Below are 23,695 nucleotides of genomic sequence, written 5' to 3' on the forward strand. Positions count from 1 at the left end.
AAATGTTGTTTTATTAAGAAATTTCTTTTGTTCCATTTCATGCATATAATAAACATAGCAGATTCTAAGAATCACTGCTCTAAATGGATATTGACGGTGAAAGATATGAAGAACTCATCTTCTCATGCTTATGATGAAGCATCTCCCTCTGAAGAAAGTCTCTCCTCGGTTCACCCGGATTTACGTGTTGGATTTATTCTGATGAATAAATTCACCTTAGCACCTATTTCCGGTTTCGTTGAATCTCTTAGATTTGCAGCAGACAAGTCTTTTCGTAGTTTGCAAATTTACTGCAAATGGGACTGGATGACTTTTAATGATGAGCCAGTTACTGCAAGTTGCGGATTATCCGTTAATCCAACAACCTCACTTAACCTAAAAGCTTTAAAAGAAAATTATGATTACATTGTCATTGCAGGTGGTTTACTCACAGAAACACGCAATCCCCCAGAAAAATTATTAGAAATACTCAACGAAATACATAACGCAAAAATACCAATTATTGCCTTTTGTTCAGGCTGTTTTGTGTTAGGAAATGCAGGACTCATGGATGGTCGGAAATGTGCAATTCACTTTACGACCAGAGAAGAGTTTTCAGAACGATTTCCTAAAGCAATCACGGTGGTGGATAAAGCTTATGTTGAAGATCAAGGTATTTTCACTTGCCCTGGTGGAACTGCTATAGATTTAGCTGCGGATTTAATACGGCGTCATTGTGGTGATATTCGGGCACAAAAAAGCTTAGAATATTTACTCATTAATGCTGACAAACAAATCATTGATGAAAAAGACGAGATACATTTAGATAGCCCAACTACCTATGAAAATAATATTGTCTCTAAAGCTATAGCTTTTATGAGTGAAAATTTAAGTGCGCACGTTACATTAAAAGAAGTAGCAGAGCATGCGAGAACTAACCCAAGACAACTGCACCGCGCCTTTTTATCGAGTACCAATGAACCACCATCAAATTATTGGCGTAAATTAAGACTCGAACATGCCAGAAAATTACTTGCCAACACCAATGCTTACATCACCAATATTGCTATTGAATGTGGTTTTTCTGATGCCTCTCATTTTATTCTCTGGTTTAAAAAACAATATGGCGAAACTCCTTTTACCTATAGAAAACGTCGTCATGAAGTAGAAAAACTCAAATAATAATTCTATTTAACCACGCTACTAAAACGCGATATTTTATATAAATTGTCCTATATAACCTATTTTTTGACCTTAAATTCTTTTAACCTGTCATGCTTCATGCTTTTTTCCACTTCCTATTAACGGCTCAGTCAATTATTTGAGTTATTCAGTTTTCCTATGTCAAAAAATTTAGCAACATTGATTGGTTTAAGCGCCATTCTCATGTGGGCATCTATGGTCGGCCTTGTTAAGCATATTACTGCCGCAATTGGTCCCGATATGGGTATTACGCTGATTTATACTTTCAGTGCCGTGCTATTGCTTATTATTTTTAGAGTTCCAAATTTTAAGTTAATTTCTAAAAAGTATTTAATTTTAGGTACTGCTTTATTCATTGCTTATGAACTCTGTTTTTCATTTGCAATTGCTTATTCCAAGACAGCTCAACAGGCTATTGAGGTGAGTATTGTGAATTACCTCTGGCCAAGCTTAACAGTTTTAGCCTTTGTCATTTTTAAAGAACTAAAGTTTAATTTTATTATTATTTTAGGTTTACTCATCTCAATTTCAGGCATCATTTTTATTCAGACCGGAAATGGTGATTTTAGTCTCAATAGTATTGTTGATAATTTTCATAGCAATCCTTTAAGTTATATTTTGGCATTTGCAGGCGCTGTCATTTGGGCTTTTTACTGCGTGTTAACCAAGAAAATGAGCAATGGACAAAATCCAATTTCTATTTTCTTTATCTGTGTAGCGCTCACCCTATGGATTAAGCTATTTATCACAGGTCACGCAACTCTACCCTCTATCGATCTACTGACCTTTATAACTTTAGCGGTCGCTTCTGTTGCTATTGGTTTAGGTTATGCAGCATGGAATATTGGTATTATTCATGGAAATATTACCATGCTGGTTGTTGCATCTTACTTTACCCCGATCATTTCATCTCTTTTGGCAATGCTCGTTTTGCAAACTCAATTGTCTATGAGCTTTTGGCAAGGAACTGCAATGGTGACAGCAGGTTCCTTTATTTGCTGGATGTCTACAAACTGGTCAGTTATTCGTCCTTTTATTAGAAAGATGGCTAGAGAGATTCAATATCTCTTTACTTCAAACCGTTAAAAATTGAACTCAATTTTGAAAACCCCACTATCGGTTTTTAACGCTTCTGCCGCGTGGCAAGCCAACATAAAACCGAGCCGATGCATACCATAGCTGCCCCCTGCCAAAACGACATTGAAAGCGGTGTTTGTAAAACGATTGCTGCCAGAGCTGCTGAAAACACAGGTATAAAATAAGACGCACCTGCCAGAATCGTTACATTGCCATGCAAGATCCCGACGTTCCATGCGGCATAGCCAAAACCCATTGCCGCAGCAGCAAGCACAAGATAGATCACAGCATGGAAGTCAAATACCATTGGTGCCCCGCCAATGAGGAGGTATTTCACCCATAACACCAGAGCTGTAAGCATGAAAAAGAGTGTTACACCATTTTTTCCGTTGGCGATTCTTGCAGTTACTGTACAGTAAGTGGCCCAAATTAATGCACCGATAAAAGCCAGCCCATAACTGAGCGGATTATCTTTTATATTTTCGAGCATGCTTGCCAAATCAAGTCCTTGCTCACCCCCAAGTACCCAGCAGATTCCCAAAATGGCAATCACAAATCCGGGAATCACCAACCAGTTAGATTTTTGATTATTAAATAAAATAGCTGCGACCATGGTTAAAGCTGGCCATAAATAATTCACCATTCCCACTTCAATGGCTTGGCGATTGGTATTTGAATAACCAATAGATAAGGCAAGACATAACTCATAGGACACAAATAATAGACTTCCCCAAATTAAATAGCGCTTAGGGAATTCACTCAGTTTTGGAAATCCAATGCTAATCAGGAGAAAGACAGAGGCAACGCTATACATCATGGCTGCACCACCAGTTGCTCCCAAGCTTTCGCTTACACTACGAATTAATCCAACAATAGAACTCCATAGCAAAACTGCGATGAGCCCTATTAACGTTGCATTTCTCTTGCTTATCATATCTTTAAACCACTTCTCAAATTGAGAGTCGCTCTATTGAACGACTAAAACCAAATCCATATTTCTAACTTGCTTACCAGCACTCATTAAAACTTCCTGAACCACACAGTCCTGATCAGCTTTAATGGCAAGCTCCATCTTCATCGCTTCAATGGTAAATAAAGTATCGCCTTTCTTGACAGACTGTCCCAGTTTCACAGGTACTGTACTGATCATGCCCGGCATCGAAGCGCCAATATGTTTCGGATTTGTCGGGTCAGCCTTCGGATGAGCCGTCACTTCTTTTTGGCTTGCCTGTTTAATCTGAACCAGACGCAACTGACCATTCAGCTCTACAAACAGATCAATCATGCCATCTTTGGCTTCTGAACGGCCCAACAGCTTTATTTCCAGTGTCTTGCCGCGTTCAAGCTCAATTTCAACTGGACTTTGCTCTTTTAAACCATAAAAGAAAGCTGAAGATGGAATGCTTGATACCGTGCCATATTTCAGTTTGTGTTTCATAAAGTCGGTAAAGACTTTTGGATACATCAGATATGACGCCAGTTCCTGTTCAGTTAGTGTTTTCCCGAACATATTTTCAAGCATTGCTTTTTCACTTGCTAAGTCGACTAGCGGCATCACTGCTCCAGGACGATCACTTAACGGGGCTTCACCCTTTAATACCTTGTGCTGTAACTCTTTTGGAAAACCATGTGCTGGGGTACCGAGCTCACCTTTAAACAGTGAAACCACCGATTCAGGAAAATCAATCTCAAGTTTCGGGTTTTTAATATCTTCTGAATTCAGGTGATTCGACACCATATATAAAGCCATGTCACCCACCACTTTAGAGGTTGGGGTAACTTTCACAATGTCACCAAACAATAAATTGACTTGTGCATAGGCATCGGAAACTTCAGACCAGCGTTCTTCAATGCCCAGTGAGCGAGCCTGTTCACGTAAGTTGGTATATTGTCCACCCGGCATTTCATGGTGATAGACATCGGCTGTACCCGCACGCATATCTGCCTCGAACGGTGCGTAGATATGGCGTACACCTTCCCAGTAAGTAGAAAGCTGCTGCAGGTTGTTAGGGTTGAGTCCTGTATCACGATCGGTATTTTGTAAGGCTGCCACAACAGAGCCCATGCTCGGTTGTGAAGTGAGTCCACTCATGGCATCCATGGCGGTATCGACTGCATCTACACCCGCATCAATGGCAGATAAAATGCTGGCCGCGGCAATACCACTGGTATCATGTGTGTGAAAATGAATTGGCAATCCGGTTTCTTCTTTCAATGCCTTGATGAGTTCACGGGCTGCGGCTGGCTTACAAATACCAGCCATATCCTTAATGGCAAGGATGTTAGCCCCCGCTTTTTGCAGTTGCTTTGCCATATCGACATAGTAATTAAGGTTATATCTGCGGTTGTTGTCAAAGATATCGCTGGTATAGCAAATTGCTGTTTCACACAACATGCCTGACTCTCGAACTGCATCAATGGCAACCCGCATGTTATCAACTGCATTGAGCGAATCAAATACACGGAACAGGTCGATCCCGCCTTGTGCAGCCTGTGCAATAAAGTGACGAACGACATTATCTGGATAGTTGGTATAACCCACTGCATTGGATGAGCGAAGCAGCATTTGAAATAGAATATTTGGCACTGCTTCACGAAGTTGAGCCAGACGCTCCCATGGATCTTCTTTTAAAAAACGCATCGACACATCAAAGGTTGCCCCGCCCCAACACTCTAGTGAAAATAGCTCACTGGCCATATGGGAATAATAAGGTGCAATCGCCAGCATATCTGCGGTACGCATTCGTGTTGCAAATAAGGACTGGTGGGCATCTCGCATGGTGGTATCAGTGACCAATACACGCTTTTGATCAAGCATCCAGTTTGAGAAACCTTCTGCACCCAGTAATTTAAATTGGTCTCGGGTTCCACTTGGAAGAGGCTGGTTTAAGTTAAATGTCGGTAACTGTGCCGGAGCTGGAACGGTTTCAGGAAGTGAACGCCCTTTGAGTTCAGGTTGTCCATTGACGGTAATGTCCCCTAAAAACTCTAGTAACTTAGTCGCACGATCCTGCTTCGGTTTAAGGTTAAATAATTCAAGCGTGGTATCAATAAATCGGGTGGTACAGGTGCCTTGTGTAAATAAAGGATGGGTTACCACATTTTCTAGAAATGCCAGATTATTTGAGACACCGCGGATACGGAACTCCTGTAACGCTCGTAGCATACGGGCATTGGCTTCATCACCACTTGCACCGCGAACCGTGACTTTAGCGAGTAAAGAATCATAATATGGCGTAATGACTGCACCAGTATAAGCTGTACCACTGTCTACCCGCACCCCAAAACCGGTTGCACTACGAAATGCAGTCAGGCGCCCATAGTCGGGCATAAAGCCATTTTTAGGATCTTCGGTGGTGAGTCGGCATTGCAATGCATGGCCTAAAAGTTTGATCTGCTCTTGTGGTGGAATAAAACTATTGCCATCGCCAACCGCAGCGCCTTCGGTCACCCGAATTTGTGCCTTAACAATATCAATGCCAGTAATTTCTTCAGTAACCGTATGCTCAACCTGAATGCGCGGATTAACTTCAATAAAGTAGAAGTCCTCTGTTTCAGCATCCATTAAAAACTCAACCGTACCCGCATGGGTGTAATCTACTGCGCGAGCCAGTCTTAAAGCAGCGTCACAGATTTTACTGCGCTGTATTTCAGACAAATAAGGTGCGGGCGCACGCTCAACCACCTTCTGGTTGCGTCGTTGTACGGTACAATCCCGTTCAAACAAATGCACGATATTGCCATGGGTATCACCCAAGATCTGTACTTCGACATGGCGGGCATGGCGAATGAGTTTTTCTAGATAGACTTCGTCATTGCCAAATGCAGATTTGGCTTCACGACGTGCAACCGTAATTGCATCTTCGAGTTCATTTTCATTTTCAACCACACGCATGCCACGGCCACCACCACCCCAGCTCGCTTTGAGCATAAGTGGATAACCCACTTCAGCGGCCAGTAACTGACAGTCTTCAATACGTTCCGGTAGTGCCGATGTAGCAGGAACAACAGGCACACATGCAACCATTGCAACATTACGTGCCATTACCTTGTTGCCTAACTGACGCATCACTTCCGGTTTTGGACCGATAAAACGGATTCCCGCTTGGCTACAGGCCTCGGCAAACTCAGGGTTTTCGGACAAGAAACCATAGCCTGGATGAATCGCATCTACCCCTGCCTCAAGTGCAATACGGATAATATCTTCAATATCCAGATAAGCCGCGATTGGCTTTTTGCCAGCACCTACCCGATAAGCTTCATCTGACTTGAAGCGATGCAGGGCAAATTTATCTTCTTCTGCATAAATTGCAACCGTGCGGATACCCATTTCTGTGGCAGCACGCATCACTCGAATTGCGATTTCACCACGGTTAGCAACTAAGATTTTACGTATTGGTTTCATCTTTTTAACACTTTTAAATTGCTCTCAAGCATTCTTGTCAGGTCTTCTTGAGAGCGTAGTTAATAGAAGTAGATTGATCAGTTAAGGCGCAACTCTTAGAAGTTATAAACCAACATTACATTTAAGAGCTTGTTCCACTTTCCATCATCACCCGCTGCAAGTGAGCTGCCCGTACCACCCACAAATGGGTCGTTTTTACTCATTAAATATTCGGTATATAACGAAATATTCTTGTAGTCCCATGCCACGCCCACAATGTTGCGCTGTGAGTCGTCAAAGCCTTGTTCTTTCTTGTTGAAACCACTGAACACTACATAAGGCGTAACATTGAGTGAATCTTTTACATTCTTAAAGGTGTAGCTCGTGTCTACGGTGTAGAAATAGCCTTTATTGGCAATGTCATATTCACCATCAAACGAACCAAAAGTAGAGCTTGCTGGGCTTAAGGCGTCTTTGTTGCTAATCGACTGTCTGCCACCTGTCAGTACCACATTCAAGTTTTTATAGTTAATGCGGTTAAACACAGCCCATGTGTTTCGATTTCCATCGGCAGATGTCTTTTTATTTTCAATATCTGAATACCAGTAGCTTCCCCCAACTGATACTTTTAAATCATCTGTACTTAAAAATTTAAGGTCTTGATCAACACGAACCATCCACATATTTTTTTCATTTAGGTTGGTTTTAAGTGGATCAGATGAAGTAACGACATTGGCGGTATAGCGCGCAGAATCTTTACTTGTTCCGTGGTAGTTACCACCGTCAGTTGCGAAATATGCGAAATCAACTTTGGTCGCAGTCGGCATCTCAAAGTGATAGTTCACACCCAAGTCCAGTGCGTCTTGCAGGCCCATGGTATTGTTAATACCTGCATAGAAGCTGCTATCCCAATAGCGGCCCGGACCAAAAGGAATTGGTTGTAAACCGACCGTAATATTATCGGTCGCATTTAAACGGTAACCTGCATAGGCCTGTACCAAGGTCGAAAAATCACAGAATTTATCGTATTGATAGCAGCGGTATTGGACCTTACCAAACCAGTCTGGTGACTCATAAGCTACATTTAAAATCGCTGCATCGAACTTAATTTTCTGGTCAGAAGCAGATTCACCATAGTGTTTATCTTGATAGTTAGCTCGTAAAGTTCCAGAAACTGTGACTGCCCCAAGTTCAGTTTTTGGGTCACCGAAAGTTACACCAGCAAAAACAGGTGTAGACATACCGACTACAAACAAACCCATTCCCACTTTTTTGATATAGACATTATTCATTTACATTTCCTTATTTAAATGAATTTTTGGATAAAACGATCCCTTCAAAAACTTTTTTGTTTTCGAATTAAAAGTTAACGTGTTTTTTTAAACTCCCTTGGCCCCTAAGAACCAAGGTTTACAGAAGTTTTAAGACTCAGACACATCAATCCAGATGGTCTTTAATTCTGTGTATTGGTCATGTGCCCAAATCGATTTATCTCGGCCACCAAAACCAGACTCTTTATAGCCGCCAAACGGTGTCGTAATGTCACCTTCACCAAAGCAGTTCACGGTCACTACCCCAGCACGAATAGCACGTGAAAGCTTGATCGCATTGCGTAAGTTACTGGTATAGACCGAACCTGCAAGGCCATAAACTGAATCATTGGCAAGTGCGATGGCTTCATCAATTGTATTAAACGTGGTCACTGACAAAATTGGACCAAACACCTCTTCTTTAAACAAGGTATCTGTCGCCTTAATGCCATCAACCACGGTAGGCTGAACAAAAATATCTTGTTCTGTGTTGCCACCAAAAACGATGCTTTGTTTTTCAGCTTTTGCCTGATCGATATAAGACTTCACTTTTTCGTAGTGTGATTTGCTGACCATCGAACCTAGTTTATTGTTCGGATCAAGTGGGTTACCCATTTTCCAGTCGTTCAGATGAACACCGATTAAACCTAATAGCTCATCTTTAACATCAGAATGCACAATTAAACGTGAAGATGCAGAACAGTTTTCGCCCATGTTCCAAAAAGCGCCATTCACGATATGCTGTGCAACTTGATCTAAATCGTCGACATCATTCATCACAACAGCAGGGTTTTTTCCCCCACACTCAAGAACAACACGTTTTAGATTCGATTCGGCAGCATATTGTAAAAATAGGCGGCCTGTTTCAGTTGAGCCAGTAAAACTCACCATGGTGACATCCATATGTCTACCTAGTGGCTCGCCGACTTCACGTCCACCACCCGGCAAAATATTGAATACACCAGCCGGAATACCAGCCTCGGCAGCCAACTCAGCAACACGCAGCGCAGTTAAAGTCGTTTCCTTAGCTGGTTTAATCACCACCGAACAGCCTGCCGCTAAAGACGGCGCAATTTTCCAAGCCAGCATCAGCAATGGGAAATTCCAAGGTAAAACAAGCCCAACTACACCAATCGCTTCGCGCACCACAAGCGACAAAGTATCTGAACCTACAGGTGCTGTATTGTCATAAATCTTGTCGATCAGCTCCGCATGCCAACGAATGGTATGAATCATTTCTGGCACATCAGTTAACTGGCATTCACTTACAGGCTTACCACTGTCTAGACTTTCCATAACAGCCAGTTCAACCGTATTTTTCTCTAGAAGGTCAGCAAATTTAAGTAAAACGTGTTTACGCTCATTCGGAGACAAACGATGCCAGCGACCATCCTCAAATGCAGCTTTAGCTTTAGCAACTGCAAGGTCCACATCTTGGCTGTTACATGCCGTAATTTCTGCAAGTAACTCACCTGTTGCAGGGTTGGTCGTTTTAAACGTGTTGCCTGAAATAGAAGCCTGAAACTGACCATCAATAAAGGCTAAAGTCTGAAACGATAAGTTTTTGGCAATCGTTGCATATTCAGATGCAGTCAGAAGCTCAGACATTAAACACCTCCTGTAATGGCTGCAACTTCACGCTTAAGCTCTTCTACAATCACTTTGAAAGCTTGTTTCTTTTCAGCGTCCATATCTTGTAACGGTGCACGAACACTGCCAGCTTTTAGGCCATTCAGTTCACAGCCATATTTAATGCATTGGATGAAATGACCCGTTTCAAGGAAATCCATTAATGGCATCATGGCAGCCATGATACGGCGGCCTTTGTCGAAGTCTTTCTCAATCACACAAGCTTGATATAAAGCAATGTGTTCACGAGGCACAAAGTTTGAACCCGCACAAACCCAGCTACGTGCGCCCCATGCAAAGAACTCAAGTGCCTGATCATCCCAACCGCAAGAAATTTCAAAGAATGGATAATTACGCGCCAACATATGTAGCTGGTTCATATCACCAGAACTTTCTTTAATGCCAACAAAGTTCTTTGACTCGGCAAATACAGTATCAAAAAACTCTTTACCCATGCTCACGCCCATACGTGCAGGATAGTTATAGAACATGATTGGTAAGCCTGCTGCTTTATCAATTGTTAAAGCATGAGCTGCAACTTCTTTTTCAGTTGGCAATGCATAAGGTGGAATAGTCACTAAAATACTGTCGGCTTTAATTTCTTTAGCCACTTTTGCATATTCAACTGAATCTTCGGTGCGAATTGCGCCTGTACCAATCATCAATGAAGTACGTGAACCAATAACATCTTTCGCGTATTTAGCAAGGTCATAACGTTCTTCGGCAGTATGTGCGTAATATTCACCAGTTGTTGCTGCTACGATAATCCCATGTACTTTTGCATCGATCAAATATTCTAAAACTTCTGCAAAAGCAGCTTTATCAATTGAACCGTCAGCAGCTAAAGGAGTGATTGCTGGTGTATAAATGCCTTCAAAAAATGTCATGATATTTTCTCCGTTTTAAAGTGTGTTGAGAGTTGCCATCATCAATTTGAGAACTTGGGATCATGGCAACCCGATCCATTGTTAATTTTTCAAAGAAGTTGCTTGTTCCAAACTCAACCCTTTGGTTTCTGGTGCCGTCATAATCGAAACAATCAAACCAAGTAGGGTGACACCTGCTGCTACAAACATCGTGTTGCCAATACCAATCGTGTCTAATGACATTGGAACCAGCCATGTACCCACCGCTGCGCCGATTCGAGAAAATGAAGTTGCCATACCAACACCAATCGCACGCATTTCTGTTGGAAAGAGTTCATTGGGATAAACCAATTCCAAGACTTGTGCCCCACCAATTAATACGGCGTATGCACAGAACAAAACCAAGACCAGCATTTGTGAACCATCAGCAAATGCACCCAGACCTAGCAATGCCAAACCTGACCATAAGAAACTGTGAATGATTAATTTACGACGACCCATCACATTGATCAGTTTGGTTGCAATAGCACAGCCCACCACGAACATTAAAGTAATTGCCACTGAACCATATTCAGCCCATGAGCCTTTAAGATTCATTGCATCTAAAACACGAGGTGCAAAGGAGTACACGGCAAACACAGGAATCACGGCACACATCCAAAACATCGAGCAGAAAAATACGCGTTTGCCATAGCCCGAAGCCAAGATTTGAGTAAGAGATAAATTTTTAACTTCTTTCTGAACAGGCACATTAGCAAGTGAAAAAGATGGTCCGTATACTTGTTTAATAATGGCTTCCGCTTCAGCATTACGACCTTTACTAATGAGCCAGCGTGGTGATTCTGGTGTACCTATTCGGATTAAAATTAAAATCAGACCAATCACGGCAGGACTCGCAAATACCCAACGCCAAGCCTCGTTAAGATCCATCTTTAAAATCATATTGCCGAAGAGATAAGCTAGCATCGCACCAAAAAACCACATGATTGTAAGCATTGCTAAACGAGGGCCACGTGCTTTGGTCGGTAGAAACTCAGTCAGTAATGACCCGCCTGCGGCATATTCAAAACCGACTGCGATCCCGATCATGAAACGACATAAAAATAATACCCATCCGGAATCAGCCCAAAGCTGAGCTACAGAACATAAAACAAATAAAGTTGGGGCAATGAAATACAGTTTCTTGCGCCCTATCAAGTCACTTAGCCAACCACCTAGAAAGCCGCCAAGAAACATGCCGAACAGAGCGGATGCCGCAATCATGCCTTGCCAAAAATTGGTTAACTGTAATTGCGCAGCGGCCTGCATTAATGCAACGCCGATAATACTTAGAACATAGCCATCCAGTAGCCAACCACCACCTGTACGAATACTCAATAACTGATGAAATCCATTTACGGGCACATCATCAATTGACATATGATTCGTTGCCATTTTTATCTCCAATACTCGTCCACCGAAGTGGATGTGTTTCCTACACATTTAAGAAATTTAAGGTTGAATAGCCCCTGCGAAACTGAAAACTCAATTTCGCTACCTTCGCTGTTTAAAGCTGTTTACCTAATTAATTTGATTTAAAACCTATAAACCTAATGCCACTTACATCACTCTTCTAACCCTGCTTTTCTTTGCCCCCACCACAAGGTTGCATTGACACCAATGGATAAGAATGGCTCAGGTGGAACTTTATTTGGACCTGAGGTTTCTAAAAGAAAATCAATCAAGTCACTACGCTGGCCTGCAATCCAGTCAGCTAACAACGTACCTGTGACTGTTCCGCGGGTAATTCCCAGACCGTTACAACACAATGCACCATAAACATTTGGAGCAAGTTGACCAAAGAAGCCTTTATGGTTTTGCGACAATGCCAGTGAACCACTCCACGTATATTCAAAGTTAACGTCTGGCAACATCGGAAAACGGTTATCAAACGAACGCTGATGTTTATAAATAAAACGCTCTAGACAATGCGGTTTCGGTTTTCCATTTGGGTTAAAACTAAAACTGTTGCGCATTAAAATACGGTTGTCATGGGTACGACGAACTGTACTACCAAACGGGTCTGATGGAATCACACCCCAGAAATCCTTACCGCCTAATTCAGCTTGCTCACTTGGCGTTAAGGGACGAGTCATACTTGCATATAAAAAGACTGGCAACATGGTGCGTTTTAACTGTGAAAAACCAAAACGTTGCCCAAAAGCATTGTTCGCCAAAATCAACTTATCCGCAGTGATTTGACCAAGGTCGTGCTTCAATACCACTTTATCGCCGTATTCAACTTCAGTGATTGCTGTATTTTCATATAGCGTCACATTCGACGGTAAACTGTCTGCTAAACCTTTGACTAACGCCGATGGTTGAAGCAGCATTGTTCCTGGTGTGAACAGTGCTTTTTTATAAAATGATGTTCCAATATGACTCGGTAATTCTGAACCATGAATGACTTGGTATTCTTGCCCGAGTTTGTCTAAGCCACGTTGATAAGCTTCCAAAACCTTGATACCACGGTCTTCTACGGCACCTTGATATTTACCGCTTGGACGCATGTGACAATCGATTGCGTGTTTTTTTACCAAGTCATGCAAAATAGACTGACCCAACAAATTTAACTTCAATGTTGTTTTGGCAATGTCGATATCACCGATATAGTCTTCGGCACCAATATCATGTGGAAGATCAATTGCAAAACCCGCATTTCGACCAGCCGTACCAAAACCAACTTCTTGAGCTTCAATCAAGATCACTTCATCATTTGGAAAATTAAGTGCCAATTGACGTGCTGCCGCCAAGCCCGTATAGCCTGCACCAATGACTGCCCAGCGCGCTGTACTTTTACCTCTATGGCTTGGTTTAACCATTCGTTTTGGGCTCAAGTGATACCATGCACATCGCTGGTCATCGGCAGGTAAGGCTGTAACTTTAGTCATTTCAAAAACTCCATTTATATTTTCCACTCACCTACTTTTCCTGTAAGTGAAAGTATTATTTGTAAAAGGTTTTGCCTTTAATTAATAAGTAAGTGGAATCTCAATACCTTCCGGAACAACATATTCAGTCATTCGACGGCGAGATAAATCCATGTGCACGCGGATCAGCTCACCGGCTTCACCTGCGTTGTGACGCTCTATGGCATCAATAATCTGGTCATGTTGAATAACCGCTGTATCAAGATCTTCTTGCATATCTGATGAAGTCGGCTGGCGATAGAAAATCTTGCCCAAACGGGCATGATCAATCAGCAAACGCTCTAAACTCGGCATGAGATATGCATTTTGGGAAATTTTTCCTATTTCCAAATGAAATTGGTTGTTGTAGTAAACGCGACCTTCCAAATCATTTTCATCAATGGCTTTACGAAATTGCATCTGGATTTCTTTTAACTGCTTAATATCAATTGAACTAGCATTAATTGCTGCCAATTGTGTCGTAGCGATATAAACTAATGGCGCAGCTAAAAAGAAATTACGTAGTGATTGATGGCTCATCGAAGAAACACGCGCAGCACGATTTGCTTCAAGCTCAAGGTAACCTTCGGCTGCCATTTGGCGGATGAGTTCACGAACGGGGGATCTGGAAATTCCAAATTCTTCGCTTAGGGATATTTCATCTACAATAGCGCCCGGCGCCAATTCCATACTAATAATGCGGCGTTTTAATGTTTCGGCTAAACGTATTTTCTTATCCATGTTAACCACTCCATCCATAAGCCTGAGCTCGGTTCCTACCTTCTATGGAAGATGTCTACAATTTGTATAATTCTCCATTTCCCAAATAATACAATGTGTCTACAATCCAAAAAGATAAAGAAAAGGACAGAAAATATAATGGATTTACCTAAATGAATTTTTTTAGAGTTTCCATAACTCCGACGAAGAAGAATTTCCACATTGCCCAAAGCGTGCTAACATCCAAATTCTGACAATTACCAATGTCAAAATAATTTCTAGAGGAAATAAGATGTTAAAAACTCAAAAAATCAACATCGTACAAGAATTTGATACACCTGTAGACAAAGTCTTTGCAACCTTAAGTGAGCATGAAAACCTAAGTAAACTTTTTGCACCTGCTAAAGTGACTCGTATTAGCAACGGAAAGGATGCGCGCAATGGTGTTGGTTCTGCTCGTAAAATGTCTATTCCACTCACCCCTTCATTTGTAGAAACAAATTTAGTCTACAAAGAAAATGAACTGATCGAGTATGCAATCACAAGCGGCATTAGCCCAATTAAAGCCCACCGTGGTGTCATGAAATTTACTGACTTGGGAAATAATCGAAGTCGTTTAGATTACACCATTAGCTTTAAAGGCCGCGTGCCCTTTATTGGTCTTATTATCAAAAAAGCTTTAGAAAATGGCGTGAGCCGTGGACTTAAAAAACTTAAGTTTTAATCGCCGCATCTAAAAGAAAAAGCCCAGTTACGGGCTTTTTTTAAGATTTAAGTTGAATGCTCAGATAGCATAAATAAAAAGTAATCTAGTAATTTATCCCGTTCATCTACGCTATTGGCACTTAATAACTGAACCATTGCTCCATCAATTGCAAATAGAAACATGTGTGCGTCTTTTATTGAAGCGCTAGTTTTGACAGTAAGAAGTAGCTTATAAATCTCATTTATAAACCAGTTTCTATAATCAATAACCACCCGATAAGCCGTTGCATAGCACTTTTCAATTTCAAAAATTGCTTTAAATGGTAAACGGTAAAACCCTTCTAAATTGGCATGTAAAAAGTAAATTTGCTTGAGTTTATCGAACACCATAAGTTCACTGTATGAATTGATAATTGAAAGGACTTTTACTTTGAGCGCATCCGTTTGAAAGGTTAAACACATCTCGATGAGTCGTGCTTTTGAATGAAAGATGTTATAGAAAGTCGCTTTAGGAATTTTGGCCTCAGCAATAATTCGGTCAACCCCCACCGTGTTAAATCCATCTTGAGTAAATAAATCTTTTGCCGTGTGCAGCACTCGTAGTGCTCTAAATGAAGGTTCTAAATTTTTCATATATACCGCTTAAAATAATTTTTTGTTGTATCTAAAAGAGATAGAAATGCCGTCACTCTTAAAATGAGTGCTAAAAACAGGCACGCAAAAACGACACAATAAAGTTGTGCTCGCCTATCTCGGGTTTATTGTTGCTATGATTTTTGAGTCGTAATGATCTAAGGTTGTAGAAAACTTAGAGTCGATTAAACCAATTTATAGACTGTTTAAACGGTATAAATAGAGAGATTTTGGCAAAGGCCAATAAATGAGAAGAATTAGTACGCATAGCGGACTCCTAGATGAAATAGAAGTTCTACCTAATCACTGTCAAATGATTATGGTGGCAGAACGAAGGCGGGTTGACAGACCAGTCATCTAGGAACTGGCACGCACAAGGCGTCCCTCCTCCGTCCTACCGCTACGAAGGGGGACGAACGAGTTCAACACCAAAAAATTACTTTTTTGATGTTCTAGATGATAGCGGCCTGTCAAAGCCGACTGGCGATGTAGGCCAGCACGCAAAGGATAGTATTCGCTCTTGTTGGCGTCAAGCGTGGGAAATGACAATCGTATTAAAGTAGAGCGGTTGGAGTTTTGAGAAAAATTTAAGTAAATGGACAATCGAATAAATACTAATATAGAAAACCAACATCTTACCTAGATAAAAAACTAGTCGATTTAATTTTTATAAATAATTAGATTTTGTTCTTGAAAAATAAACCATTATCCTCATTATTGTTAGAACGTAGCTTCCAATTTTCATCTTTGCGAGTTGCGCTGCACGTATCCAAGCGGCAATGTGATACCACGGTCACTAGTTGGTCATGGGTATCTGGCGTGTCTCTGGCCTATTCATTCGCGCATGACGTGGTGAGTCGGGATGAGATTCTTAGTTTGGGCCCGTCTTCTTCCCTAGGTAATGTCGGGAAGGCGGGTAAAGAGCGTGTGGGGCAGCCCATGAGCACGGATGGGGAAGCGCGTAAGTCGTCGCCTCACTCTGGCTATGTTTTCGGATGGCTTTTATACGGTCTTTGTACCTTATTAAGTCATTTATACATCTGTTATTGGGAGGATTTTGATTTGAGTGAACTAAATAACTTAATATTGCGTCTCATTCTCATTTGCTCGGCGGCGGCTGCACGGTTTACGGTTTGCATCTCTTTGCGAGTTGCGCTGCACGTATCCAAGCGGCATACTGATACCACGGTCACTAGTTGGTCATGGGTATCTGGCGTGTCTCTGGCCTATTCATTCGCGCATGACGTGGTGAGTCGGGATGAGATTCCACCTCTTTAACGCAAACCTAGGGTTAGACATTTGCGGCAAGAATTACGATGACAAAAAAAGTAAAAACTGCATTAGTTCAGGTCGCGAGCCTTGCTAATCTTGAAGAAGCTTGGGACCATATTTGGAAAAATTCAAAAAAACAATCTAAAAGCTCATTGGATTTAAACAACATAAGCCTCAATGATTTTAATCACAATAAAAAACAGCTATTGAAAAAAATTTCAAAAAAGTTGTTAGATAGATCTTATGGATTTAGTGATCTCCATCCGTTTTTAGTTCCTAAAGCGAATGGTAAATATAGGTTAATTTGTGTACCGACTATTGAAGACCGTATAGTACAACGAGCCTTATTAAATGTATTGAACAATTATTATCATAATCAACTTGATAATGGTATAAGCTATGGTTTTATCAGTAAAAAAACAGTTAAAGATGCGGCTAAGAAAGCCTGTGAACTTCGAAAGACGCATAATTGGGTTTATAAAACTGATATAACTGCATTTTTCGATAATGTAGACCGTGAAAAACTTAAGGAAAAAGTTAAATCTTTAGTTAAACATCGCTCCCTCCATCCTCTATTATTTTCGATAATAAATCGTGAAGTACGAATTACTTCAAATTCTCAAGGATCAAGGATTAAAAAACTTGGAATTAGAAGAGGACATGGTGTCCGTCAAGGAATGCCTTTGTCTCCTTTTTTTGCAAATTTATTTTTAGGAACTTTTGATAATGAAATTAAAGCTACTGGTTTTAGGGCTGTAAGATATGCCGATGATTTAATTTTCTTTGCTAAGAGTAAGCATGAATGTGAACAAATTGACAGTTTTTGCCGTACATCTTTAAAAAAATTAGATTTAGATATTCCCCTACTTGGTGAATTAAATTCAAAGACAGTAATTTACAACCCAAACGAAACAGTTGAGTTCTTGGGATTAGGTTTAAGTAAGAAAAAATGTAATGCTGACTATGAGCTTATTTTGACAAATGAACAATTACAAATGATCCGTACGGAATTACTACAATTAGGCTCAATCAAACAACTACTGGATAGTAATATTAAGTTAGCTAATCTTGGGATTGCTATTGAATCACGTATATCTGGATATAAAGCTGCATACTCAGATTGTATTACTAACTATACTGAACTTGAAAACCACATGATTGATTTACATCAGAAAGTTCTCCATAGAATATACGGAGTTGGTGGTTTAAATATTAACTTAAGTTCACTTTCTAGTGAAAATAGAAAATTTCTTGGTTTAACTTAATCTACTCAACTTCCTTAGAAAGGCTTAATCAATCCATCAACTTTTTACGGCGATACAACCCACAATTTCCAGAAAATAACGCTGCCAACAAACAAGTAATAATGGCATAAGTCGCAACATTCATTCCAAATAGCTCAATGGCTAAAATAATAGAGGTTAACGGCGCCTTACTTGCCCCTGAAAACAGACTCACCAAACCTAAGCCTGCAAGCAATGAAATTGGTAAGTTTAAAATTGCCCCTAAAGCATTCCCTAATGTCGCCCCTACATAGAATAACGGCGTAATTTCCCCACCTTTAAAACCTGAACCTAAAGTGATGGCGGTAAAAACGGTCTTATTAAAAAAGTCGTAATACTCAATCGGTACATAAAAAGATGAAATGATTTTATCTGTACCCAAACCGTTGTATTGCTGATGTGCGGTGAATAAAGTAAGTAGCATAATGACAATACCGCCGACCATGGTTCTTAAAGGCAAATAGCGAATATATTTATAAAAGACGTCACTGGCAAAATGAATGGCGGCAATAAAGAAACGTGCAGCTAAACCAAAAATTAGTCCCGCCACAATTAAACTCATGAGTGTGCCAAAATGAATCGCTGGAAACTCACTAATCACATAAAAAATATGCGGATGAACAATATCGAATAGTTCAGGAATGGTCGAAGCAATAAGCGCCGACACAAAACACGGGAAAATGGCTGAATATCTTAAATTACCTAAAGCTGTAATTTCTAAACCATAGATCGCGCCCGCCAAAGGCAAGCCAAACACCCCTGCAAAGCCAGCACCAATACTGGCGATTAAACAAATTTTTCGGTTATCTTCCGAGATTTTTAATATATGGCTCAGGTGGTCAATTAATGCACCCGAAAGCTGAACTGCTGGCGCCTCACGTCCTGCTGAACCACCAAACAACTGCGTTAAAATTGAGGTAATAAAAATGATAGGGCTCATTCGTTTTGGAATAAACGACTTCGGCTGATGAATTTCATCAATCAGTAAATGGGTTCCCCGTTCAATCGGCGATCCATATTTTTTAATGAGGTAACCAATACCAAAACCCACAAAAGGCAAAAAGTAGATGAGCCAGTGATGCAGACTTCGGACTTTGTTTGAAATATCAAAGGCAACAAAAATTAAGGTCGAGGCTAGCCCTGCTACGACTCCAATCACAATCGAAATGACGAGCCAATAGACACTGTATTTTAGAATTTGATCATATTCAGATGAAGGTAGAATTTTCATTCGCTTTCTTCAATTCGCCTTTGAGTGGATGCCAAATTCTCAAATTATTTTTATGCTGCCAGTTCATTAAGTGAGAAATGCTTAAACTGGGCTAAAAATTAAAGCCCGCATATGCGAGCTTTCAATACAGTGATTAATTTTTGGTATCACTAAACTGTGACAAATATCTCATAATTGGCGCTATTTTTCAAGTTGAAAATAGTTAACGAGTACTGTGAAAAACAATTAACTAAGTGAATAAATAAGCATTGGATTTGACCACATTAAAGTCACGCTCAATTAGGCCAAATCTCTTATTTAAATCTCAATCAATGCTAGCAATCACAGTTTCTGCATGACAGGTCGCGCCTTTCTCCGCACTAAGCTGAATAACACCACTGCGATGCGCCAGTACCTGCACTTCCATTTTCATAGCTTCCATAATGGCAACCACTTGGCCTTCGGTGACTTGCTCACCATTTTCGACTTTCCAAGTGCTAATCACACCATTAATTGGGGCAAGTAAATGCTCAGCACTCACTTCTGGTTCAGCGGTTTGGGCTTGAACTGCGGTTGCTGGGCCTTGTGCAAACATACCCGCAGGTAAACCTAAACGGTGTAACTTGCCATCAATTTCAATATAGCTCAGCAACATCGGTTGTTGATGATTTGGAATGCCCCGTTTAGTTGGCTTTAACTCTTGTTTAAAGTCGTTTTCGATCCAGCGTGTATGGACATTAAATTCATCGGTAAAGTCAGGTTCATTAAGTACTGCACGGTGGAAATCTAAAACCGAAGCTACACCTTCAATTTTAAATTGCTTTAATGCACGTTTGGCGCGAGCAATTGCAACTTCACGGGTTGGACCAGTCACAATCAGTTTTGCCATGAGTGAGTCAAAGTGGCTCGACACTAAAGAGCCAGTACGCACGCCTGTATCCACTCGTACACCATGACCAAACGGTGCCTCGAATAAGCTCAACACACCAAACGCAGGAATAAAACCACGTGCGGGGTCTTCGGCATTAATACGAAACTCAATCGCATGACCTTGCGCTTTTGGGGTTTCTTTAATAGAAAGTTCATGGCCTTGTGCCACGCGAATTTGCTCAACCACCAAATCGACTTTTGAGGTTTCTTCAGTTACTGGGTGCTCAACTTGCAAACGGGTGTTTACTTCTAAAAATGAAAGCTTGCCGTCGCGACTCAGTAAGTATTCAACTGTACCCGCTCCCACATAGTTTGCGGCCTGACAAATATTTTTTGCCGAGGTTAAAATTTGCCGGTAAATCTCATCGCTAATAAATGGCGCTGGTGCTTCTTCGACTAACTTTTGGTTACGGCGTTGCAACGAACAATCGCGTGTACCAAGCACCACAATGTTTCCATGCTGATCGGCAATCACTTGCGCTTCTACATGGCGCGGTTTATCGAGATATTGCTCGACAAAACATTCACCTCGACCAAAGGCAGCTTTTGCTTCTCGTACTGCCGACTCATAAAGCTCTTTGACTTCTTCGAGTTTCCACGCAACTTTTAAGCCACGGCCACCGCCACCAAATGCCGCTTTAATGGCAATGGGTAAACCAAACTGTTTAGCAAACGCTAAAGCTTCATCTGCATTGTTGAGTGGGTCTTGCGTACCTTGAACTAACGGTGCACCGACCGAAGCAGCAATTTTACGTGCTTCGATTTTATCGCCTAGTTTTTCTATGGCACTTGGAGATGGCCCGACCCATTTTAAACCTGCATCAATCACAGCTTGGGCAAACTCAGCCCGTTCAGATAAAAAGCCATAACCCGGATGCACCATCGTCGCTTTCGATTTCTTGGCAACTTCAATAATGGCAGGAATATTTAAATAGGTTTCACTGGCAGTTGCACCAGCCAAACCCCATGCTTCATCTGCAAGTTCGACATGCATGCTGCCGATGTCATCATCTGCATATAACGCGACTGATGAAATGCCCATATCACGGCAAGCATGAATAATACGAACGGCAATTTCACCACGGTTAGCAATCAATAATTTTTCTGTATTCATCATTCATTCTCAAAATCTGTAAATTCGGCAATTTTTTTAAATTTGATACGGCAACCTGCTGGAATCTGTGCCACCAAGTCCCAATGGTGTTTAGCAACAGAGCCAATGACTGGATATCCGCCCGTTAAAGGGTGATCATTCATAAACAAAACGGGTTGGCCGCTCGGTGGAATCTGCAAAGCACCAATGCATGTGCCTTCACTTTCCAGCTCATGGGTAATTTTGCGAGTTAAAGGCTCTGCACCTGAAAGTCTTAGCCCGACTCGGTTGCTTTCATTGGTCACGAGCCATTCTTGCTGACACAGTAGTTCAATACTGTCTTGTTCAAACCAGTCTGTGCGTGGCCCCATCACAATATCTAGCTCAACGACTTCGCCAGCTTGCGGCAAGTCACTTTTGCCCACTTCATTTACGCTAATGTTGGCTGCTTTGACCTGCCCTTGATAAATAGTATCTCCAAGCTTTAATGGTTCTGGGCCTAACACAGCCAAGCTGTCAAACGAAGCACTATTGAGTACTGGCTCAACGTCTATACCACCACGAACTGCCAAATAGTTTCTTAAACCTGCCGTCGGTGGCTGAATTTGAAATTCATCGCCTACATCCAAATCAATCGGTTGATAGCTTGCAAAGTCTACGGTTTGCCCGTCGGCAAATTTCACACGAATGTTCGAAATAGCCCCAGCCACCGCAATAACACCTGCATGCTGCATTTTGGCTTTTAAGCCACCCTTTAAAGCTTCAATGACTGGTGTATCGGTTGGATTACCCACAATACGGTTAGCACTATGCATGGCAGATAAGTCCATTGCACCTGCAACCCCAACGCCAATATTGGTCTGATTTAAGCGCCCTTCATCTTGAATAAGCATCTGTAAACTTGGTGCAGTGATCGTAAATAACGGCACAGATTGTTTCGGCTCAACTGTACGAGTGATTTGCTGCGGTACAGTTACAGTTGTTGGACTATGCGTGACATCTTCAAAATGCACGGTCATGCCCGGTAAAAGTAGTGCTGGATTTTTACGCTCTAAATCCCACATTTTTTCCGATGTAGTCCCAATCAGCTGCCAACCACCTGGGCTGTCTTTTGGGTAAATACCAGAGTATTTTCCAGCCAAACCCAGAGAGCCTGACGGTATTTTTTTACGCGGAACCGTTAAACGTGGAATATCGGTAAAAGGCTTATCGGGACTGCTCATATAAGCAAAGCCCGGCGCAAAACCAATAAAAGCCACATTCCACACGCTTTGGTGATGTTTTCTAATCACATCAGCCACAGACAAACCTTGTAGTTCTGCAACCTGTGCAAGGTCTTCGCCATCGTAACGAATCGGCACAATCACTTCTTGGCTGCTACGCTCAAATCCAGAATCAATTTTGAGCCTTTGAATTGAAGCGACCAGCGTTTTAAAGTTAGTTTCGATCTCGTTAAAAAAAACCAAAATTGTTTTTGCAGCAGGGACTAAGTCTTTAATTCCATTCAATTGCGTATTTTGCAATTTATTGTATAACGCCAAAGTTTCTTCTAGGCTCGCAAGCTCAATCAGAAAACAATCGGCGTTTACCGATAAAAAACGCATTTGCTTATCCTTTTAATTCTTCTTTAGTCCAATTAGCCAATCCAAGCGCGGTCAGGAATGTCGGTAATAAACATGTGACCCGGTGCATGACTAATCGCAAAAGGAATTTTCGAGTTCATAACGGCTGCTTGCGGTGTTACCCCACATGCCCAAAACACTGGAATTTCACCTGCTTCAATGCGGGAAGCATCACCAAAGTCAGGCTTATTTACATCCAAAATTCCTAAGCTTTCAGGGTGCCCAATATGTACAGGTGCCCCATGCACGCTTGGCATACGTGAGGTAATTTTTACTGCTTCACTAATTTGATGTGATGGAATTGGTCGCATGGAAACTACCATATTTCCTGAAATACGTCCTGCCGGTTCACACTTGATATTGCTTAGATACATCGGCACATTGGTATCGTCATGAATATGGCGAACTTCAATCCCCGCTTCTTGCAAAGCGGTTTCAAACGAAAAACTGCAACCAATTAAGAAAGTCACCAAATCAGGATGAGCATTATAAATCTCTCTTGCATCGGTCACTTCATCGATCATTTGGCCATCTTTCCAAATGCGATAACGTGGGAAGTCAGTGCGGATGTCAGAATCTGCCGCAAGCTTAGTTGTATAGATGCCTTCTTCGAGCACATCAAGCACCGGACAGCTTTGCGGGTTACGGTGTGCGTATAGTAAAAAGTCATATGCCCACTCTTTTGGCACCGAAATCATGTTGACCTGCGTCATGCCAGCCGCCATGCCTGCTGTCGGTTTATCAAAACCAGCACGGATTTTTAAACGCGCATCTAAAGCGGCTTCAAGCTGAGCTGGGTCGACTTTAATATCCTTATACATGGTGCTCATC

The 23,695-nt window shown here is 41.4% G+C and carries 17 protein-coding genes; 4 read left to right on the plus strand and 13 right to left on the minus strand.

From position 1 onward, the window contains the following. Positions 1-105: 105 nt before the first annotated feature. Together F931_RS11255 and yddG (F931_RS11260) are read left to right on the plus strand one after the other, a co-directional pair. Complete coding sequence (locus tag F931_RS11255) at positions 106-1,161, plus strand: GlxA family transcriptional regulator (RefSeq protein WP_025470337.1); 1,056 nt, start codon at positions 106-108, stop codon at positions 1,159-1,161. Positions 1,162-1,320: 159 nt separating this feature from the next. Next, positions 1,321-2,268 (plus strand): aromatic amino acid DMT transporter YddG, encoded by a 948-nt coding sequence (yddG, locus tag F931_RS11260; RefSeq protein WP_016141483.1) that lies wholly within the window; start codon positions 1,321-1,323, stop codon positions 2,266-2,268. A 37-nt stretch (positions 2,269-2,305) separates the two neighbouring features. On the opposite strand, the gene yddG (F931_RS11265) is transcribed toward yddG (F931_RS11260), so the two are convergent. From yddG (F931_RS11265) to F931_RS11300, 8 genes are all read right to left on the minus strand, one after another. Then, complete coding sequence (yddG, locus tag F931_RS11265) at positions 2,306-3,193, minus strand: aromatic amino acid DMT transporter YddG (RefSeq protein ID WP_016141484.1); 888 nt, start codon at positions 3,191-3,193, stop codon at positions 2,306-2,308. 33 nt (positions 3,194-3,226) lie between these two features. After that, complete coding sequence (locus F931_RS11270) at positions 3,227-6,664, minus strand: pyruvate carboxylase (protein ID WP_016141485.1); 3,438 nt, start codon at positions 6,662-6,664, stop codon at positions 3,227-3,229. Positions 6,665-6,759: 95 nt separating this feature from the next. Beyond that, positions 6,760-7,935: a hypothetical protein gene (locus F931_RS11275; RefSeq protein WP_016141486.1), complete on the minus strand. Its 1,176-nt coding sequence runs from the start codon at positions 7,933-7,935 to the stop codon at positions 6,760-6,762. A gap of 129 nt (positions 7,936-8,064) precedes the next feature. Next, positions 8,065-9,561, minus strand: a complete 1,497-nt coding sequence (locus tag F931_RS11280) for an aldehyde dehydrogenase (RefSeq protein WP_016141487.1) — start codon at positions 9,559-9,561, stop codon at positions 8,065-8,067. Further along, complete coding sequence (locus F931_RS11285) at positions 9,561-10,469, minus strand: dihydrodipicolinate synthase family protein (RefSeq protein WP_016141488.1); 909 nt, start codon at positions 10,467-10,469, stop codon at positions 9,561-9,563. Before F931_RS11285 ends, F931_RS11280 begins: the two co-directional genes overlap by 1 nt. An 81-nt stretch (positions 10,470-10,550) precedes the next feature. Continuing rightward, on the minus strand, positions 10,551-11,882 hold the full coding sequence (locus F931_RS11290; RefSeq protein ID WP_016141489.1) for an MFS transporter: 1,332 nt from the start codon (positions 11,880-11,882) through the stop codon (positions 10,551-10,553). Between the two features lie 170 nt (positions 11,883-12,052). Next, positions 12,053-13,378, minus strand: coding sequence for an NAD(P)/FAD-dependent oxidoreductase (locus F931_RS11295; RefSeq protein WP_016141490.1), 1,326 nt, complete (start codon positions 13,376-13,378; stop codon positions 12,053-12,055). Positions 13,379-13,459: 81 nt separating this feature from the next. After that, positions 13,460-14,137: a GntR family transcriptional regulator gene (locus tag F931_RS11300; protein ID WP_228681259.1), complete on the minus strand. Its 678-nt coding sequence runs from the start codon at positions 14,135-14,137 to the stop codon at positions 13,460-13,462. Positions 14,138-14,408: 271 nt separating this feature from the next. Between F931_RS11300 and F931_RS11305 the strand changes: the two genes are divergently transcribed. After that, entirely contained in the window at positions 14,409-14,840 is a 432-nt protein-coding gene (locus tag F931_RS11305) for an SRPBCC family protein (RefSeq protein ID WP_016141492.1), read from the plus strand. Positions 14,841-14,887: 47 nt separating this feature from the next. Here F931_RS11305 and F931_RS11310 read toward each other — a convergent pair whose 3' ends face one another. Then, positions 14,888-15,454, minus strand: coding sequence for a TetR/AcrR family transcriptional regulator (locus tag F931_RS11310; protein ID WP_016141493.1), 567 nt, complete (start codon positions 15,452-15,454; stop codon positions 14,888-14,890). A 1,316-nt stretch (positions 15,455-16,770) separates the two neighbouring features. Here F931_RS11310 and F931_RS11315 point away from each other — a divergent pair. Next, on the plus strand, positions 16,771-17,991 hold the full coding sequence (locus F931_RS11315; protein ID WP_016141494.1) for a reverse transcriptase/maturase family protein: 1,221 nt from the start codon (positions 16,771-16,773) through the stop codon (positions 17,989-17,991). Between the two features lie 28 nt (positions 17,992-18,019). Here the strand turns inward: F931_RS11315 and F931_RS11320 are convergent, their stop codons facing one another. The 4 genes from F931_RS11320 to F931_RS11335 all read right to left on the minus strand — a co-directional run bounded on the left by F931_RS11320 (position 18,020) and on the right by F931_RS11335 (position 23,694). After that, positions 18,020-19,240 (minus strand): chloride channel protein, encoded by a 1,221-nt coding sequence (locus F931_RS11320; RefSeq protein WP_016141495.1) that lies wholly within the window; start codon positions 19,238-19,240, stop codon positions 18,020-18,022. Between the two features lie 304 nt (positions 19,241-19,544). Beyond that, on the minus strand, positions 19,545-21,263 hold the full coding sequence (gene bccA / locus F931_RS11325; RefSeq protein WP_031945519.1) for an acetyl/propionyl/methylcrotonyl-CoA carboxylase subunit alpha: 1,719 nt from the start codon (positions 21,261-21,263) through the stop codon (positions 19,545-19,547). Further along, positions 21,263-22,846: a 5-oxoprolinase subunit B/C family protein gene (gene ybgK, locus F931_RS11330; RefSeq protein ID WP_016141497.1), complete on the minus strand. Its 1,584-nt coding sequence runs from the start codon at positions 22,844-22,846 to the stop codon at positions 21,263-21,265. Before ybgK ends, bccA begins: the two co-directional genes overlap by 1 nt. Before the next feature lie 32 nt (positions 22,847-22,878). Continuing rightward, positions 22,879-23,694: a putative hydro-lyase gene (locus F931_RS11335; RefSeq protein ID WP_080649483.1), complete on the minus strand. Its 816-nt coding sequence runs from the start codon at positions 23,692-23,694 to the stop codon at positions 22,879-22,881. Between the last annotated feature and the right edge of the window lies 1 nt (position 23,695).

Source organism: Acinetobacter pittii ANC 4050, from assembly GCF_000399685.1.
Lineage (GTDB): Bacteria > Pseudomonadota > Gammaproteobacteria > Pseudomonadales > Moraxellaceae > Acinetobacter > Acinetobacter pittii_E.

Coding starts and splice junctions, on each gene's coding strand:
- bccA (WP_031945519.1), bottom strand. CDS start 21,263: ATGAATACAGAAAAATTATTGATTGCTAACCGTGGTGAAATTGCCGTT.
- F931_RS11320 (WP_016141495.1), bottom strand. CDS start 19,240: ATGAAAATTCTACCTTCATCTGAATATGATCAAATTCTAAAATACAGT.
- F931_RS11255 (WP_025470337.1), top strand. CDS start 106: ATGAAGAACTCATCTTCTCATGCTTATGATGAAGCATCTCCCTCTGAA.
- F931_RS11270 (WP_016141485.1), bottom strand. CDS start 6,664: ATGAAACCAATACGTAAAATCTTAGTTGCTAACCGTGGTGAAATCGCA.
- F931_RS11290 (WP_016141489.1), bottom strand. CDS start 11,882: ATGGCAACGAATCATATGTCAATTGATGATGTGCCCGTAAATGGATTT.
- yddG (WP_016141483.1), top strand. CDS start 1,321: ATGTCAAAAAATTTAGCAACATTGATTGGTTTAAGCGCCATTCTCATG.
- F931_RS11275 (WP_016141486.1), bottom strand. CDS start 7,935: ATGAATAATGTCTATATCAAAAAAGTGGGAATGGGTTTGTTTGTAGTC.
- ybgK (WP_016141497.1), bottom strand. CDS start 22,846: ATGCGTTTTTTATCGGTAAACGCCGATTGTTTTCTGATTGAGCTTGCG.
- F931_RS11285 (WP_016141488.1), bottom strand. CDS start 10,469: ATGACATTTTTTGAAGGCATTTATACACCAGCAATCACTCCTTTAGCT.
- F931_RS11310 (WP_016141493.1), bottom strand. CDS start 15,454: ATGAAAAATTTAGAACCTTCATTTAGAGCACTACGAGTGCTGCACACG.
- F931_RS11335 (WP_080649483.1), bottom strand. CDS start 23,694: ATGAGCACCATGTATAAGGATATTAAAGTCGACCCAGCTCAGCTTGAA.
- F931_RS11295 (WP_016141490.1), bottom strand. CDS start 13,378: ATGACTAAAGTTACAGCCTTACCTGCCGATGACCAGCGATGTGCATGG.
- F931_RS11280 (WP_016141487.1), bottom strand. CDS start 9,561: ATGTCTGAGCTTCTGACTGCATCTGAATATGCAACGATTGCCAAAAAC.
- F931_RS11315 (WP_016141494.1), top strand. CDS start 16,771: ATGACAAAAAAAGTAAAAACTGCATTAGTTCAGGTCGCGAGCCTTGCT.
- F931_RS11305 (WP_016141492.1), top strand. CDS start 14,409: ATGTTAAAAACTCAAAAAATCAACATCGTACAAGAATTTGATACACCT.
- F931_RS11300 (WP_228681259.1), bottom strand. CDS start 14,137: ATGGATAAGAAAATACGTTTAGCCGAAACATTAAAACGCCGCATTATT.
- yddG (WP_016141484.1), bottom strand. CDS start 3,193: ATGATAAGCAAGAGAAATGCAACGTTAATAGGGCTCATCGCAGTTTTG.